Origin of the sequence: Dyella sp. LX-66, from assembly GCF_018599165.1 — a bacterium.
In the GTDB taxonomy this organism is placed as follows: domain Bacteria; phylum Pseudomonadota; class Gammaproteobacteria; order Xanthomonadales; family Rhodanobacteraceae; genus Dyella_D; species Dyella_D marensis.
This window is the reverse complement of the sequence record NZ_JAHFVJ010000017.1, coordinates 53,019-66,788: the sequence shown is the minus strand read 5'-3', so window position 1 is coordinate 66,788 and position 13,770 is coordinate 53,019. Positions and strand designations below refer to the sequence as shown.

16 protein-coding genes are annotated in these 13,770 nt (G+C 66.9%); 10 read left to right on the top strand and 6 right to left on the bottom strand.

Annotated features, from left to right (window positions below; genetic code table 11):
- Window positions 1–248 precede the first annotated feature (248 nt).
- Window positions 249–845, bottom strand: coding sequence for a hypothetical protein (locus tag KK141_RS21325; RefSeq protein WP_214573034.1), 597 nt, complete (start codon window positions 843–845; stop codon window positions 249–251).
- Window positions 846–855: 10 nt separating this feature from the next.
- Window positions 856–1,470: a hypothetical protein gene (locus KK141_RS21320; RefSeq protein ID WP_214573033.1), complete on the bottom strand. Its 615-nt coding sequence runs from the start codon at window positions 1,468–1,470 to the stop codon at window positions 856–858.
- Between the two features lie 276 nt (window positions 1,471–1,746).
- Here KK141_RS21320 and KK141_RS21315 point away from each other — a divergent pair, with 276 nt between their 5' ends.
- Both KK141_RS21315 and KK141_RS21310 read left to right on the top strand, forming a co-directional pair.
- Window positions 1,747–2,301, top strand: coding sequence for an RNA 2'-phosphotransferase (locus KK141_RS21315; protein WP_214573032.1), 555 nt, complete (start codon window positions 1,747–1,749; stop codon window positions 2,299–2,301).
- 35 nt (window positions 2,302–2,336) lie between these two features.
- A complete protein-coding gene (locus tag KK141_RS21310; protein ID WP_214573031.1) occupies window positions 2,337–2,804 on the top strand; it encodes a nuclear transport factor 2 family protein in 468 nt (155 codons plus the stop codon).
- 2 nt (window positions 2,805–2,806) lie between these two features.
- Here KK141_RS21310 and KK141_RS21305 read toward each other — a convergent pair whose 3' ends face one another.
- Window positions 2,807–3,157, bottom strand: a complete 351-nt coding sequence (locus KK141_RS21305) for a DUF3147 family protein (RefSeq protein ID WP_214573030.1) — start codon at window positions 3,155–3,157, stop codon at window positions 2,807–2,809.
- 75 nt (window positions 3,158–3,232) lie between these two features.
- On the opposite strand from KK141_RS21305, the gene KK141_RS21300 reads away from it, so the two are divergent.
- The 8 genes from KK141_RS21300 (at window position 3,233) to KK141_RS21265 (ending at window position 11,313) form a co-directional block, all read left to right on the top strand.
- Window positions 3,233–3,607 (top strand): hypothetical protein, encoded by a 375-nt coding sequence (locus KK141_RS21300; RefSeq protein WP_214573029.1) that lies wholly within the window; start codon window positions 3,233–3,235, stop codon window positions 3,605–3,607.
- 64 nt (window positions 3,608–3,671) lie between these two features.
- Window positions 3,672–4,949 (top strand): TolC family protein, encoded by a 1,278-nt coding sequence (locus KK141_RS21295; RefSeq protein ID WP_214573028.1) that lies wholly within the window; start codon window positions 3,672–3,674, stop codon window positions 4,947–4,949.
- Window positions 4,946–6,043: an efflux RND transporter periplasmic adaptor subunit gene (locus tag KK141_RS21290; RefSeq protein ID WP_214573027.1), complete on the top strand. Its 1,098-nt coding sequence runs from the start codon at window positions 4,946–4,948 to the stop codon at window positions 6,041–6,043. The genes KK141_RS21295 and KK141_RS21290 overlap by 4 nt, the downstream gene beginning before the upstream one ends.
- Window positions 6,043–9,153, top strand: coding sequence for a CusA/CzcA family heavy metal efflux RND transporter (locus KK141_RS21285; protein WP_214573026.1), 3,111 nt, complete (start codon window positions 6,043–6,045; stop codon window positions 9,151–9,153). The genes KK141_RS21290 and KK141_RS21285 overlap by 1 nt, the downstream gene beginning before the upstream one ends.
- A gap of 159 nt (window positions 9,154–9,312) precedes the next feature.
- Window positions 9,313–9,999, top strand: a complete 687-nt coding sequence (locus KK141_RS21280; protein ID WP_214573025.1) for a sigma-70 family RNA polymerase sigma factor — start codon at window positions 9,313–9,315, stop codon at window positions 9,997–9,999.
- A 14-nt stretch (window positions 10,000–10,013) separates the two neighbouring features.
- On the top strand, window positions 10,014–10,376 hold the full coding sequence (locus KK141_RS21275; protein ID WP_214573024.1) for a hypothetical protein: 363 nt from the start codon (window positions 10,014–10,016) through the stop codon (window positions 10,374–10,376).
- Window positions 10,373–10,939, top strand: coding sequence for a hypothetical protein (locus KK141_RS21270; RefSeq protein WP_214573023.1), 567 nt, complete (start codon window positions 10,373–10,375; stop codon window positions 10,937–10,939). Before KK141_RS21275 ends, KK141_RS21270 begins: the two co-directional genes overlap by 4 nt.
- A 23-nt stretch (window positions 10,940–10,962) precedes the next feature.
- Complete coding sequence (locus KK141_RS21265; protein WP_214573022.1) at window positions 10,963–11,313, top strand: hypothetical protein; 351 nt, start codon at window positions 10,963–10,965, stop codon at window positions 11,311–11,313.
- Window positions 11,314–11,317: 4 nt separating this feature from the next.
- On the opposite strand, the gene KK141_RS21260 is transcribed toward KK141_RS21265, so the two are convergent.
- Genes KK141_RS21260 through KK141_RS21250 form a run of 3 tightly spaced genes read right to left on the bottom strand, consistent with a single transcriptional unit; the run spans window position 11,318 to window position 13,702 of the window.
- Complete coding sequence (locus KK141_RS21260) at window positions 11,318–11,671, bottom strand: hypothetical protein (protein WP_214573021.1); 354 nt, start codon at window positions 11,669–11,671, stop codon at window positions 11,318–11,320.
- Window positions 11,672–11,697: 26 nt separating this feature from the next.
- Complete coding sequence (locus KK141_RS21255; RefSeq protein WP_214573020.1) at window positions 11,698–12,465, bottom strand: LytTR family DNA-binding domain-containing protein; 768 nt, start codon at window positions 12,463–12,465, stop codon at window positions 11,698–11,700.
- On the bottom strand, window positions 12,458–13,702 hold the full coding sequence (locus KK141_RS21250; protein ID WP_214573019.1) for a histidine kinase: 1,245 nt from the start codon (window positions 13,700–13,702) through the stop codon (window positions 12,458–12,460). Before KK141_RS21250 ends, KK141_RS21255 begins: the two co-directional genes overlap by 8 nt.
- Window positions 13,703–13,770: the final 68 nt, after the last annotated feature.

The window sequence follows — 13,770 nt, the reverse complement described above, 5'->3', positions numbered from 1 at the left end:
CCAGTACATCGAGATCTTCTATAACCGCAAACGCTTGCATAGCAGTCTCGGGTATCAATCTCCGGACAGCTTTGAGCGTACGCTTACGGTGACGATTTAAACCGTCCGAGGAATCGGGGGTAGTCCAGATTCACTTCTTCCACGCCGCCGTGCATACGCCAGCACAAAGCATCGGGATCACTACAGATCACGAGAGACATGCACAGGCCTAAGAAGAAAAGTGAACCTGACCCCATTGTTCATTGGTTCTAAGGCGCCCCGCTACTCACTCGCGCCGCATCACCATCCACCGCCTTGACGAAATCCCCATCCTGAAACAGCTTCCCAACCAGCTTCTGCACCGCCACCGGATAGTTCTGGATAGTCGCTGGAATCGCAATCGCGCCCATAAACGACGACTCCCATTCGTGATGCACCGACAACGTCTTGTCGTAGATCGAGTGCCCATCGCGAACCACCACGAAGCGTGCGCCCAGGTCGGCGGTACCCTTGCTGAAACCGCTGCCGTCCAGCTCGTTGTGGGTCAGCGTGGCGTCGATGCGGGTGGCGGCGTTGTGGTCGAAGCGCCCCGCGGTCGTAAGCTCATTGGTCAGCGCGTCCTGCAGATAAGCGGAGAACGTGTGGTTCGCACCGGTGCCCTCCAGCGAGCTGCCGCGCACCGACAGGCGAGTGTTGGGGACACCGCCCGCCGCCGTTACCTGGCCCACATCCAGTTTGCTCCCTTGGTGTTGGAGCAGCGACTCCGTGTTGGCAATGGGCGGCTTATAAGAAGGCACAGGCACGCTGGCGCATCCGCCAAGCAGCAGGCTGAAAAGCAGCAGGGTGACAAGCGAATATGCTTTCATGGCCATGTCCTCAATTGAACGCGTGCTTGTCGGAAAGCTGCTTGAGCGCGTTCCAGGTGATCTGGTCCACAACCTTGTTGACAGCGTCGTCGGGCTGCATGGCGGTCAACCCCATCGGCGCGGAATGGTTGCCGATGGTCGTGTATATCGCATGCTGGACGATGGCTTCGGTGGTCTGTCCGGCGTGCGTATAGGTGGCGGTGCAGGTGTATCCATCGGTCACGATGCTGCCGGCGAGACCGAAGGTAAGGCCCGTGCCGAATCCCTTGGCGACGGCATTGTCGGTCAAGGCAACGTTATCGATGACGATCTTCAGCACGCCGGCGGATTGACCCGGCGCGGAGGTGGAGACCTTACTGAACAGCCCGAACTCCGACGCCACGGACACGACGCGCGGCTCCAGCTGGCCGGTTGCCTTTACGTTCGCACTGCCCTTGGTGCGGAATTCGAACAAGACCTGGACCGGCTCCGGCGAGGGCACCACCACCATGTCGCTCTTGGATACGGTCGGCAGTTTCGGGTCCACGTACATCTTGGCGGAAAGACAGCCGGAGAGCGTGACACTGGCAAGCACAGCGAACAGCACCGCGCGCACCATGCGCGCACTGGCGAGACGGACAATCATTTATTTTCCCCTGTAGGCACTCAGTAGGAGCGCCCGCCTATATTGCCTCAGGCGCTCATGCGTGGCTATTCATGAGAGGAATAATCAGGGGGAGAAAATGGGGCGCTGCTGCCGATATATCGAGCTCAATCCCGTGTGGGCCCGGCTGACAGAGGACCCTACCCAATGCATCCGACCCAGCGCAGCTGCACATGCCGGGCGGCGTTGCGAACTTGAATATCCGGCCACTCCCCCGGATCATCTCGCGCCAATGGAAACCAGCCCCTTTGCGCGCCCATGAGCGACCAACATACCCGCACCAGCAAATTCCTCAGCTACGTGCTCCGCCACGAACCCCAGTCCATCGGACTCACCCTGGACAGCGAAGGCTGGGCCGATCTCGATGCCTTGATCGACGGCGCCAGCGCGTCCGGACGGCAGCTCGACCGCGCGCTGATTCATGCCGTGGTAGCGGGCAACGATAAGAAGCGCTTTGCCTTGTCCGACGACGGCAAGCGCATCCGCGCCGTGCAGGGGCATTCCACCCAGGCGGTAGCCATTGCGCATGAAGCCAGGATTCCCCCGGCGATGCTTTACCACGGCACGGCCACGCGGTTTCTCGCATCGATCCTTGCCGAGGGCCTGCGCCCTGGGCAGCGACATCACGTACACCTTTCCGAGAACCTGGCTACCGCCACCGAGGTCGGGCGCCGCTATGGCGAACCGGTGATTCTAGGCATCGACGCCGATGCCATGCACCGCCAGGGCTTTGCCTTCTTTCAGGCGGATAATGGGGTGTGGCTGACGGAGCAGGTGCCTGTAGCCTTCCTGCACCGGCTGCCCGACGCATAGACCCGCCGTCCTCCTCTCCATCCCCGAGGTGCCGCATGACCACCCGTCCTCCCCTGCCTCCCTTCACCCTCGAAACCGCCCTGCAGAAAGTGCGCCTCGCCGAGGATGCGTGGAATACGCGCGACCCCGAGCGCGTGGCCCTGGTCTATACGGAAGACACGCACTGGCGTAATCGTGCGGAGTTTCTCGATGGCCGCGAAGCGGTGAAGGCTTTCCTGCGCCGCAAGTGGGACCGCGAGCTGGATTACCGGCTGATCAAGGAACTATGGGCATTCGGCGGGCATCGCATCGCCGTGCGTTTTGCCTACGAGTGGCACGACGACGCAGGCCAGTGGTATCGCAGCTACGGCAACGAGAACTGGGAGTTCAACGACGACGGCCTGATGATCAACCGCCATGCCAGCATCAACGACAAACCGATCGCCGAGTCGGAGCGCAAGTATCACTGGCCGCAGGGCCGGCGGCCGGATGGGCATGCGGAGTTGAGCGAGCTGGGCTTCTAGGCCTACAGCAGCTTGATCCCGAACGGGCGCACGGCCAGGGCGAACAGCGCGAACGACAGCATGGTGATCACCGCGCTGCAGCCCAGCGCCGGCCAGAAGCCGAAGCGGTTCAGCAGGCGCGGAAAGGCCAGGAACATCGGCAAGGTCGGCACCACGTACCAGAACGTGTACCAGGCGTGGTTGGCGATCTTCGACACCGGCTGCTTCTCCACGTGCAGCCAGATCAGCGCCAGCAGGGTGACCAGGGGCAACGAGGCCAGCACGGCGCCCAGGCGGTCGCTGCGTTTGGCCAGTTCCGACACGGCCACCACCACGGCGGCCGTGATCAGGTATTTGGTGATGATCCAGGGCATGTGCGTTCCTGTCGGCGAGCGATGCGCGTCGATGAGATTGTCTAACAACCCGCCCGCCCTCTACGATCCCGCCTTATGCATCGTCCATCCCGGCCACTGTTGACCCGCCTGCGCCGCTTCCGCGGCCTGTGGCTGTTGGCCGTGTTCGCGCTGATGATCAAGCTGGTCGGCGGCTCGCTGTGTGCGGCCGATGGCCTGCAATACGCCGCCAAGGACACGCAGCGCTCCGCCCTCGTTCAAGCCGCTGCCGCCAGCGACGACGGCAGTGGCGATTGCCTGCTGGGCGAAGGTGGTTCCTGCCATTGCGCCTGCACGCATGCGGTGCCGCTGCCGGCGATGGTGAGCTTCCACCTCGCCGCCGAAACGCTTCCCTCCGAGCTGCCTGCAGCCTCGTCCGGCCATCGCGCCGAACGCACGGCCACCTTGCTGCGCCCGCCCATCGCCGCCTGAAAACCCTCGACACCGCCGCGCTTTTGCAGCGCGGCGCCCTGATGGTTTTTAGGAGATGTTATTTATGTCCGTGCTACGTGCAGCCCTGCTGGGGGTTGCTTGCATGCTTTGCGCCGGTACCGCCTGGGCGGCGGCCGCGCAGGAAAACGCCGGCCAGCCGGCGCTGTTCGCCAATCCTTCGCTGCGGCAGGCGGTCCGTTCGGTATGGGACGGCAGTCCCGACGTGCAGGTCGCGCGCGCCGAGCTCAACGCCGCGCAGGCGCGTGCGCGCGCCGCCGCGCAACCGCTGTACAACCCCACGCTCGCCCTCGATGCGGAGAACGCCGACGTCAACCGGCGCACGGCGGGCCTCAGCCTCGCACTCGATCTCTCCGGCAAACGCCGCGCACGCGCCGGACAAGGCACGGCGCAGTTGCAGGCCAGCCAGGCCGGCTACGACCTGCTGCGCCGGGACGTCGCCACGCGCTGGCTGAAAGCCTGGTCCACGCTGTCGCTCGCCGCCGAACAACGCCAGCTCGGCGAACGCCGCGTGGAACTGATGCGCCGCTTCGACGAGCTCGCGGCGCAGCGCCTGAAGGTCGGCGATATCAGCAGCCCGGAACGCGACCTCGCCGGGCTGGCGCTGGGCGAGGCGCAGATCCAGCAGGCTTCGCTGGTCGGCGACGAGGCCGCGGCGATGGCGACGCTGGCCTCGATCAGCCAGGACGCTGCCACCGGCGCAGGCAAGCTGCCGAACGCCTTGCCGCCCGCCTCCGCCACCATCGCGCCGCTCGCATTCGACGACTATCCGGAACTGGTCAGGGCACGCGCACTGCAGGCCGGCGCCGAAGCCGGCGTGCAGGTGGCGCAACGCGCGCGCATTCCCGATCCGACGGTAAGCCTCACCGGCGGCCAGGTCCGCAGCGGCCCGGTCAACGACCGCGTCATCGGCGTCAGCGTCTCCATCCCCCTGCCGGTGCTGAATACCGGACGCGCCGAAGTGGATGCCGCACGCGCGGAAGCGGACGCCGCCTCCGCCGGCGTGCACGCGCAACAGCTGGTCGCCAAGGCTCGCCTGCGCGAAACGCAGGCGCGCTACGACGCGCTGCTCGGCGCCGCGCAGGCCTTCCGCATCAGCCGCGCCGCGGCGTTCGACGAGCGCACCGCAGTGCTGGAAAAACTCTGGCGCGCCGGCGAGCTCGGCACGTCGGACTATCTGGTCCAGCTCAAGCAAAGCCTCGACACCGCGCTGTCCGGCCTCGACCTGCAAGCCCAGGCCTGGCAGGCCTGGTTCGACTATCTCTCCGCCGCCGGCCGCCTGACCGACTGGATCGACGGCGGCAACAAGGATGCCTCCCCATGAGCCGCCCCCTGCTCCGCTCGCTGTTGTTCTCGCTCGCCCTCACCGCCGTTGCCGCCCATGCCGAAGACGGCAAGGAAACGCCAAGCGCCAACCCGCTCGCGCTCGATGCGCCGGCAATCAAGGAAGCCGGCATCGTTCTCGCCAAGCTCGGCGCGCGCCCGCTCACCGACGAAATCAAGGCGCCCGGCGAAGTGAAAGCCGACGCCTACTCCACCGTGCTGGTGGCGCCACGCATCGAATCGATGGTGCTCAAGCGGCTGGTCAAGCTGGGCGACGTGGTCAAGTCCGGCCAGCCGCTGGTGGTGCTGTCCAGCGTGCAGGTGGCCGAAACGCAGGGCGCGCTGATCGTCGCCGAACAGGACTGGCAGCGCGTCGCCTCGCTCGGCGCGCAGGCCGTCTCCGGCCGCCGCTACACCGAAGTGAAAGTGCAGCGCGACCAGGCGCAGGCCAAGCTGCGCGCCTATGGCCTCTCGGACGGCCAGATCAAGAACGTGCTGCGCAACGGCTCGTCCCGCGCCGACGGCAGCTATGAGCTGCTCGCGCCCACCGACGGCCGCATCACCACCGACCAGTTCCTGGTCGGCGAACGCGTCGATGCCGGCCGCATGCTGTTCACCCTGATCAAGGAAGACTCGGTATGGGTGGAAGCACAGCTGCCGCCCGCCGATGCCGAACGCATCAAGCCCGGCGGCGATGCGCGCATCCTGGTCCATGGCACCACCCTGCCCGGCACCGTGGTGCAGCGCTCGCACCAGACCGACGAACGCACCCGCACCGTGCCGGTGCGCATCGAAGTCGACAACCGCGGCGACCTGCTGCACCAGGGCGAATTGGTGGACACGCGGCTCGCGGTCGGCGCGGGCAAGCCGGTGCTGGCGGTGCCGGCCGAGGCGGTGATCCTGCTGCAGAACCAGAGCACCGTGTTCGTCGCCAAGGGCAACGGCCAGTTCGAGCCGGCGCCGGTGATCGCCGGCGAGACGCGCGACGGCTGGGTGGAAATCAAGGACGGCCTCAAAGCCGGCGCCACCTACGTGAGCAAGGGCGCCTTCGCCTTGAAGGCGCGGTTGCTGCGCGCGCAGCTGGGAGAAGAATGATGCTCGGTCGCCTCGTCGAACTCTCCCTGCGCTACAAGCTGCTGGTGCTGATCCTGTTCCTGATTGTCGGCGTGGCCGGCTACCAGGCGGTGCGCTCGCTGCCGATCGATGCGTTTCCGGATGTCACGCCGGTGCAGGTCAATGTCTACACCGAAGCCTCCGGCCTCGCCGCGGAAGACGTGGAGCAGCTGCTGACCACGCCGGTGGAATCCGCGCTGGCCGGCCTGCCCAAGGTGCAGGAGATCCGCTCGGTCAGCCTGTTCGGCCTGTCCTATGTGTCCGTCTATTTCGAAGACGATATGGACATCTATTTCGCGCGCCAGCTGGTCAACGAACGCCTGCAGCAGGTGGGCGACCGCCTGCCCGCCGGCTACGGCAAGCCGGAGATGGGCCCCAATACCTCGGGCCTGGGCCAGGTGTTCTGGTACACGGTGGAACGCGCGGACAAGCAGCTGAAGAACGCGCCCGGCGACATGGACCTGCGCACCCTGCAGGACTGGAACATCCGCCTGATCCTGCGCACCGCGCCCGGCGTCGACGACGTCACCTCGTGGGGCGGCCAGGAAAAGCAGTACCAGGTGCGCATCGATCCGATGAAGCTGATCGCGCACAACCTCGGCTTCAAGCAGGTGATGGAAGCGCTGGAAGCGAACAACGCCCAGGTCGGCGGCAACTTCGTCGACGTCGGCCGCGAGCAATACCTGGTGCGCGGACTGGGGCTGGTCAAGGATGCACGCGACCTCGGCAATATCGTGCTGAAGACCGAGGACGGCACGCCGGTCTATGTGCGCGACGTGGCCAGCATCGTCGAAGCCGGCGCGCCGCGTACCGGCGCGGTCACCCGCGACGGCAAGGAAGTGGTGATGGGCCAGGCGCTGGCACGCATCGGCGAAAACGCCAAGGACGTGGTGGACGCGGTGAAAGCCAAGCTCGCCACCGTGGAACAGGCGCTGCCGGAAGGCGTGGTGGTGAAGCCGGTGTACGAGCGCACCGAGCTGGTGAACAAGGCGGTGGGCACGGCGGTGCGCGCGCTGATCGAAGGCTCCATCCTGGTCGCCATCGTGCTGTTCCTGTTCCTGGGCGAACTGCGCAGCGCGCTGGTGGTGGTGATCGCCCTGCCGCTGGCGATGCTGATCGCGTTTATCTGCATGGAGCAGGCGGGGTTGTCCGCCAACCTGATGTCGCTGGCCGGATTGGCGATCGGCATCGGCATGATGGTGGATGGCGCAGTGGTGATGGTGGAGAACGCCTTCCGCATCATGGCCGAACGCAAGGCGCACGGCCTGCCGGTGGACCGCACGGCTGCCGTGCTCGCCGCGGCGCGCGAGGTGGCCAATCCGATCGCGTTCGCGATCCTGATCATCATCGTGGTGTTCCTGCCGCTGTTCAGCCTGCAGGGGCTGGAAGGCAAGATGTTCAAGCCGATGGCCTTCAATATCAGCTTCGCCATGGCCGGTTCGCTGATCCTGGCGCTCACCCTGATCCCGGTGCTGGCCGCGCTGGTGCTCAAGCCCAAGGAAGAAAAAGACACGCGCCTGGTGGCCTTCCTGAAGCGCCACTATGCGCGCGTGCTCGACTGGTCGTTGGCAAGGCGCCGCACGGTGGTGGTCATCGCGCTGGCGGCATTGGCCGGCAGCCTGGCGCTGTTCCCCTTCCTGGGCAAGGAGTTCATGCCCAACCTCAAGGAAGGCTCGATCATGTGGCGCATCACCTCGATCCCCTCGGCCTCGCTGGACGAATCCATCGCCATCTCGCAGCAGGTGGAGGCGCTGATCAAGCAGAAATTCCCCGAGGTCGACACCACCCTGGCCATGATCGGCCGCGCCGAGAAAGGCGAGACGGCGGACGTCAACTATATGGAGGTGTACACGCCGCTCAAGCCCAAGGAGCAATGGCGCAAGGGGCAGACGCTGGAAAGCATCGAAGCGGCCATGCAGCAGGAACTGAGCGCCGCCCTGCCCACCGCGGTGGTGAGCTATACGCAGCCGATCCAGATGCGCATCGAGGAACTGATCTCCGGCGTACGCGCCACCCTTGCACTCAAGCTCTACGGCGACGACCTGGGCGAACTGGACCGGCTCAGCGGCCGCATCAAGGACGTGCTGGCCGGCGTGCCCGGCGTCGCCGACCTGGCCCTGGAAGCGAACCTGGGCAAGCCGCAGATCCGCATCCGCGTCGACCGCGACGCGCTGGCGCGCTACGGCCTGAATGCGCAGGACGTGCTGACCGTGGTGAAGAACGGCATCGGCGGCGAGCCGGTGTCCACCTTGCTGGACGGCGTGCGCCGCTTCGATATCGCGGTGCGGCTGGACGAAGCCAGCAAGGCCTCGCTGCCGGCGCTGGAGCGCGTTCCGATCCGCTCGGCCAGCGGCGCTCTGGTACAGCTGTCGCAGGTGGCCGAAGTGACGCAGGCCGAAGGCTATTCGTTTATCCGCCGCGAGCAGCTGCAGCGTTATGCGGTGATCCAGATGGACGTGCGCGGCCGCGATATCGACGGCTTCGTGCGCGAGGCCAATGCCGCCATCGCGCAGAAGCTGAAGCTGCCCACGGGCTATTACACCGAATGGGGCGGCGCCTTCGAGAACCAGCAGCGCGCGCTGCAGCGCCTGTCGCTGATCGTGCCGGCGACGATCTTCTTCATCTTCATCCTGCTGTACACGGCGTTCAATTCGATGAAGTACGCGGCCTTGATCCTTGCCAATGTGCCCTTCGCCACCATCGGCGGCATCGTCGGCCTGGCCATCACCGGGCAATACCTGTCGGTGCCGTCGGCGATCGGTTTTATCGCGGTGTTCGGGGTGGCGATGCTCAACGGCATCGTGCTGGTGAGCTTCCTCAACGAGCAGCGCGGCCAGGGCCTGAGCGCGCGCGAGGCGGTGCTGCGCGGCACGGCGCTGCGGCTGCGGCCGGTGCTGATGACGGCGAGCGTGGCGATCCTCGGCCTGGTGCCGATGCTGCTGTCCAGCGGCGTGGGGGCGGAGACGCAGCGGCCGCTGGCGACGGTGGTGGTGGGCGGGCTGATCACCTCGACGCTGCTGACGCTGGTGCTGTTGCCTACCTTGTATGAATGGCTGGAGTTGCGTGCCGAACGGAAGGCGCGCAACGGGTAGGTTGGGGTGAGCGCAGCGAACCCCAACGGACGCCGCGCCGTTGGGGTTCGCCTCCGGCTCACCCCAACCTACGCCGGATGGAAGCCGTTCGCCCTGGCTTAACCCCATTCCTCACAGGGCAGCGAATACCCTGTTACTCCCCGAGGAATGGATGCCCCCATGACCGCCCACGCCCTCCCCTTCGATTCGCCCCTGGCCGGCCCCATCGGCTTCCTGCAGTCGCAATGGCCCTGGCTGGCCAAGGACGAGGCGGTGATGCCACCGCCGTTGCGCATCGACGGGCGCAGCGACGAGGACTGCATGGCGCGCTACCAGGACGGCGACGAACGCTCCTTCCGCGTGCTCTACCTGCGCTACCGCGACCGTCTCTACCGCTACACCCTGCGCCTGGCCGCGCATCCGCAGGAAGCCGAAGAAGTGTTCCAGGAGGTCTGGCTGGCGGTGGTGCGCGGCAAGAACGGGTACGCACCGGGCGCTTCGTTCGCGGCGTGGTTGTTCTCGATCGCCCATCGCCGCGCCGCCGACCGCTGGCGCTCCCTCACCCGCCATGCGCCGGACGGCGTCCATGCCGCCGATGCGGAAGAGACCGAGGCGGTGCATGAGAACACCGCCTCCATCGCCCTCTCGCCCGACGGCCACGCCCATAACGATGCGCTCGGCAGCGCCCTGCAGCAGGCCGTGCGCACCCTGCCGCTGCCGCAGCGCGAGGCCTTCCTGATGAAGGCCGAGGGCGGCCTGAGCCTGGAAGACATCGCCCTGGCCACCGGCGTGCCGCGCGAAACCGTCAAGAGCCGCCTGCGCTACGCCCAGCAGCGCCTGCGCGAAGCCCTCCAACCCTGGTTGTGAACGGAGCAACGGCCATGCATCACGACAACGACGACGTCCTCGACGAGCTGGTCGCGCTGTACCGCCAGAGCGCGAACGAGACCGCGCCGCGCCGGGTCGACGCCAAGGTGCTGCGCGCCGCCGAAGCGCGCCGCATGCATCGCGCCTGGCCCTGGCTGGGGCTGGCCATGGCGGCCAGCTTCGCGCTGTGGCTGATGGTGTTCCACGCCATGCCGATGCCGCCGGCGCCGCAGATGCAGGCGCACCACGACGCCACAGCCACCTATCTGCTGCACATGGACATCCGGCCGCCGCAGCAACATGCCGACGGGCTGTCGCACACCACCGCCTATCTGTACGCCGACATCAACAGCAACAGCCTGGAGAACGCTCCGTGACCCATCGCCTCGCCTTCGCTCTCGCCACCGCGCTCCTGGCTGTCTCGCTGCATGCCGGCGACGCGCCGAAGGGCTGGTTCCCGGCCGGCTCCTCGCCCGACAGCTACGACATGGGCGTGCAGCCCGGCGACCGCCATGCGGGCGACCGCAACGCCTACATCCGCGCGCAGGCCCAGCATCGCGGCTTCGGCACGCTGATGCAGACCATCGGCGCCGACGCCTACCGCGGCAAGCGCCTGCGCCTGTCCGGCTATCTGCGCACGCGCGATGCCAAGAGCGCGGCGATGTGGATGCGCATCGACGGCAATTTCCAGCAGCCCCTGGGGTTCGACAATATGAGCAGCCGCACGCTCAGCGGCGACACCGAATGGAAGCGCTACGACATCGTGCTGGACGTGCCCGAAGGCGCGCAGGCGATCGCCTTCGGCTTCCTGCTGGAGGGCAAGGGCGAAGTGCTGGCCGACGATTTCCACATGGAGCCGGTGGGCAAGGACGTTCCCGTCACCGGCACCGACCGTCCGGCCCTGCCCGCGATGCCATCCAACCTGGATTTCGCGCAATGACGCCCGCGAAAGGAAAGCGAAGCATGAAGATGCCGCGCACTCTGCTCAGCGCCTTGCTGCTTGCGCTGGCCATCACCGGCTGGGCTGGCGCCGCCGAGCGCACGCATGGATGCGATACGAATCCAGCGGCCAGCACCACGCCGGCGCCGGATTGTCGTGGCGCCGTTCCCAGGCTGCTGAACTGGAGCGAGGTCTACGAAAAAGAACAGCGCTCCGCGCTGCATGCCGATGCGCCGCCGCCCGAGATCCAGCAGGATGCCGGCCAGCGCATGGCCGGGACGATCCTGCTGCCGCTGCGCATGACCGCGGACCATGCGCTGTCGCTGCTGGATTTCCTGGTGCGGCTGTGCGTGCAGTCGATCCTCGGGCCTTAAGGATTCAGCGCGCGCTCTTGCAGTCGGCCTGCGCCGCTTCGCCCTGCGCGCTGACGCAAGGGCGGAATCCCGCCGGCAGGCCGACGATCTCCCGGCTCGCACCTTGAGCCAGGGCGAAGCGCTCCGGCGGCTTGTCGCAATTTGCAGAAGGGGCGACACAGGCCGGATCGAACAGCGCGAAATGGCATTCCCCCGTCGCGCTGGCCAGGCATATGAATTTCGCCACGCCGGCGCGCAGTTCGATCCTGCCGTGCACGATGTCGCGTCCGTCCGCTTCGCTGTGGATGTCGGTGACCTGGCCGCCGGTGCAACCGACCACGGCGAGCAGGTAGTAAAGCAGGGCCAGTACGTTGCGCATGGTGAGCTCTCCTGGGCGCCGCCGCGTCACATATTGCGGAACAGCAGCATGAAGGGCTGGCTGACCAGCAAGGTCTCCGGACGCTGGCGCAGGCGCAGCGTGCCCTTGCCGCTGTCGTCGCGGATCACCGCCGCCACCGCTTTCAGGTTGACGATGGTGGAGCGGTGGATCTGCTTGAACACGGCCGGATCGAGCAGGCCCAGCAGTTCGCGGATCGGCTTGCGCATCAGCGCCTCGCCTTCGGCGGTCACCACCGTGGTGTATTTGTGGTCGGCGCGGAAATAAGCCACGTCGTCGATCATGATCAGCCGCGTCTCGCGGCCGGCGCTGGCGGTGATCCAGGTCAGCGGCGGCCGCGCCTCGGCGAAGCGGCCGGCATCGAGCTGGCGCACCAGCGCCGCCAGCGCCTCGCCCGCCAGGCCTTCGCCCGCGCTGCGCAGCTTGATCCGCTGCACCGTGGCGGCGAGGCGTTCCGGTGCGATGGGTTTCAGCAGGTAATCCACCGCGCCGCGTTCGAACGCATCCACTGCGTATTGATCGTAGGCGGTGACGAACACCACCTGGGTGGCGGGGCTCGCTTCCGCCGCGGCGGCGGCGACTTCCAGGCCGGTAAGGCCGGGCATGCGGATATCCAGGAAGGCAACCTCGGGACGATGCTCGGCGATCGCTTCGAGCGCCGCGGCGCCGTCCTCGCATTCGGCCACGATCTCCAGCTCCGGCCACGCCTGCTCCAGCTGTTCGCACAAGGCCTGGCGCAACAGCGGTTCGTCTTCGGCAACGACGGTTTTAGCCATGGGCCACCGCCTTGGTGGGCACGGTGAGCGTTGCCGCCACGCCGCTGGGGAAGTTGGCGAGGATGGCCAGCGAAGCGGCATTGCCGTAGACGAGGCCTAAGCGTTCGCGCACGTTCTTCAGGCCGATGCCGGTGCCGCTGCCCGCTTCCGAAAAGCCCTGCCCGTCGTCGGCCACGGTGATCGCCACCGCATCGTCCTTGGCGCGGCCGAGCAGCCAGATGGTGCCGCCGCCGGGCTTGGGTTCCAGGCCGTGCTTGACCGCGTTCTCCACCAGGGTCTGCAGCATCATCGGCGGCAGCGGCGTGGCGAGCAGGTCCGGCGCCACGTCGATCTCCAGCTTCAGGCGGTCGCCCATGCGGATGCGCAGGATCTCCAGATAGGCGCGCGAACGTTCCAGTTCGTCGGCCAGGGTGGACAGCGCGTCGCCGGTGCGCGGCAGCGAGTGGCGCAGATAGGCAATCAGGTGGCCGAGCATTTCGTCGGCGCGGGCCGGATCGGTGCGCGTGAGGTATTGCGCGCTGGCCAGCGTGTTGTAGAGAAAGTGCGGTTCCACCTGCGCGTGCAGCAGGTTCAGCCGCGCCACGGTGAGTTCCTTCTCGGTGGCGGTCTGCCGCGCCGCGGCCTGTTCGCCGCGGCGGCGCTCGGCCACGCGGCGGGTGATGGCGCGGGTGATGCCTTCGGCGTTCTCCAGGTTGGTGCCGTCGTCGACGCGGAACCAGTCGCTCCACGCGCCGCTGCACGGCTCGCAGATCAGGGTGACGCTGCTGCTGCCGTCGCCCGGCAGCACCGTGGCGAGGATCTGGTTGTCGCGATGGTTGAACCAGCCGAACAGCGAGAAGCGGCGCGGCTGCCGGTTGCCGTAGGGATCGATGCGGCGCACCTTGGCGCGCAGCTGCAGGCTGTCCGGTGCGCTTTCCACGTTCTCGCTACGCGGCAGCTCGCGCACCGCCGCATCCAGCAGGCGGAAGGCCTCGCCGGCCTCGAACGGAATCTCGATCTGGCGACGCTGGCGGCTGCTCAGGCTGCTGCCGTTGACCTGGCCCATGATCAGCCGCACGCGCCGCACATGCGAGAACGCGCCGGTGATCACCATGCCAAGCAAGGCCATGCAGAACAGCACGAAGGGCCAGGCCGGGCCGTGATAACCCTCGTTGATGCCGTTCCACACGATCACGGCGAGCATGAAGGCCAGGAACCACGCGAGCGTGAGGCGGATGACGAAGAAGAAACTGGTCATGGAAGGCTTTCCCCGGAAGCGATGACGGGGCGGAGCATAGCGGGGGTGTTCGGGGGTTTCGCGGTGGT

What these genes read in the sequence shown, in the direction of transcription:
- KK141_RS21285 (WP_214573026.1), top strand. Translation starts at nt 6,043, where the DNA reads ATGCTCGGTCGCCTCGTCGAACTCTCCCTGCGCTACAAGCTGCTGGTG.
- KK141_RS21255 (WP_214573020.1), bottom strand. Translation starts at nt 12,465, where the DNA reads ATGGCTAAAACCGTCGTTGCCGAAGACGAACCGCTGTTGCGCCAGGCC.
- KK141_RS21280 (WP_214573025.1), top strand. Translation starts at nt 9,313, where the DNA reads ATGACCGCCCACGCCCTCCCCTTCGATTCGCCCCTGGCCGGCCCCATC.
- KK141_RS21265 (WP_214573022.1), top strand. Translation starts at nt 10,963, where the DNA reads ATGAAGATGCCGCGCACTCTGCTCAGCGCCTTGCTGCTTGCGCTGGCC.
- KK141_RS21250 (WP_214573019.1), bottom strand. Translation starts at nt 13,702, where the DNA reads ATGACCAGTTTCTTCTTCGTCATCCGCCTCACGCTCGCGTGGTTCCTG.
- KK141_RS21325 (WP_214573034.1), bottom strand. Translation starts at nt 845, where the DNA reads ATGAAAGCATATTCGCTTGTCACCCTGCTGCTTTTCAGCCTGCTGCTT.
- KK141_RS21305 (WP_214573030.1), bottom strand. Translation starts at nt 3,157, where the DNA reads ATGCCCTGGATCATCACCAAATACCTGATCACGGCCGCCGTGGTGGTG.
- KK141_RS21320 (WP_214573033.1), bottom strand. Translation starts at nt 1,470, where the DNA reads ATGATTGTCCGTCTCGCCAGTGCGCGCATGGTGCGCGCGGTGCTGTTC.
- KK141_RS21300 (WP_214573029.1), top strand. Translation starts at nt 3,233, where the DNA reads ATGCATCGTCCATCCCGGCCACTGTTGACCCGCCTGCGCCGCTTCCGC.
- KK141_RS21275 (WP_214573024.1), top strand. Translation starts at nt 10,014, where the DNA reads ATGCATCACGACAACGACGACGTCCTCGACGAGCTGGTCGCGCTGTAC.
- KK141_RS21260 (WP_214573021.1), bottom strand. Translation starts at nt 11,671, where the DNA reads ATGCGCAACGTACTGGCCCTGCTTTACTACCTGCTCGCCGTGGTCGGT.
- KK141_RS21310 (WP_214573031.1), top strand. Translation starts at nt 2,337, where the DNA reads ATGACCACCCGTCCTCCCCTGCCTCCCTTCACCCTCGAAACCGCCCTG.
- KK141_RS21295 (WP_214573028.1), top strand. Translation starts at nt 3,672, where the DNA reads ATGTCCGTGCTACGTGCAGCCCTGCTGGGGGTTGCTTGCATGCTTTGC.
- KK141_RS21315 (WP_214573032.1), top strand. Translation starts at nt 1,747, where the DNA reads ATGAGCGACCAACATACCCGCACCAGCAAATTCCTCAGCTACGTGCTC.
- KK141_RS21290 (WP_214573027.1), top strand. Translation starts at nt 4,946, where the DNA reads ATGAGCCGCCCCCTGCTCCGCTCGCTGTTGTTCTCGCTCGCCCTCACC.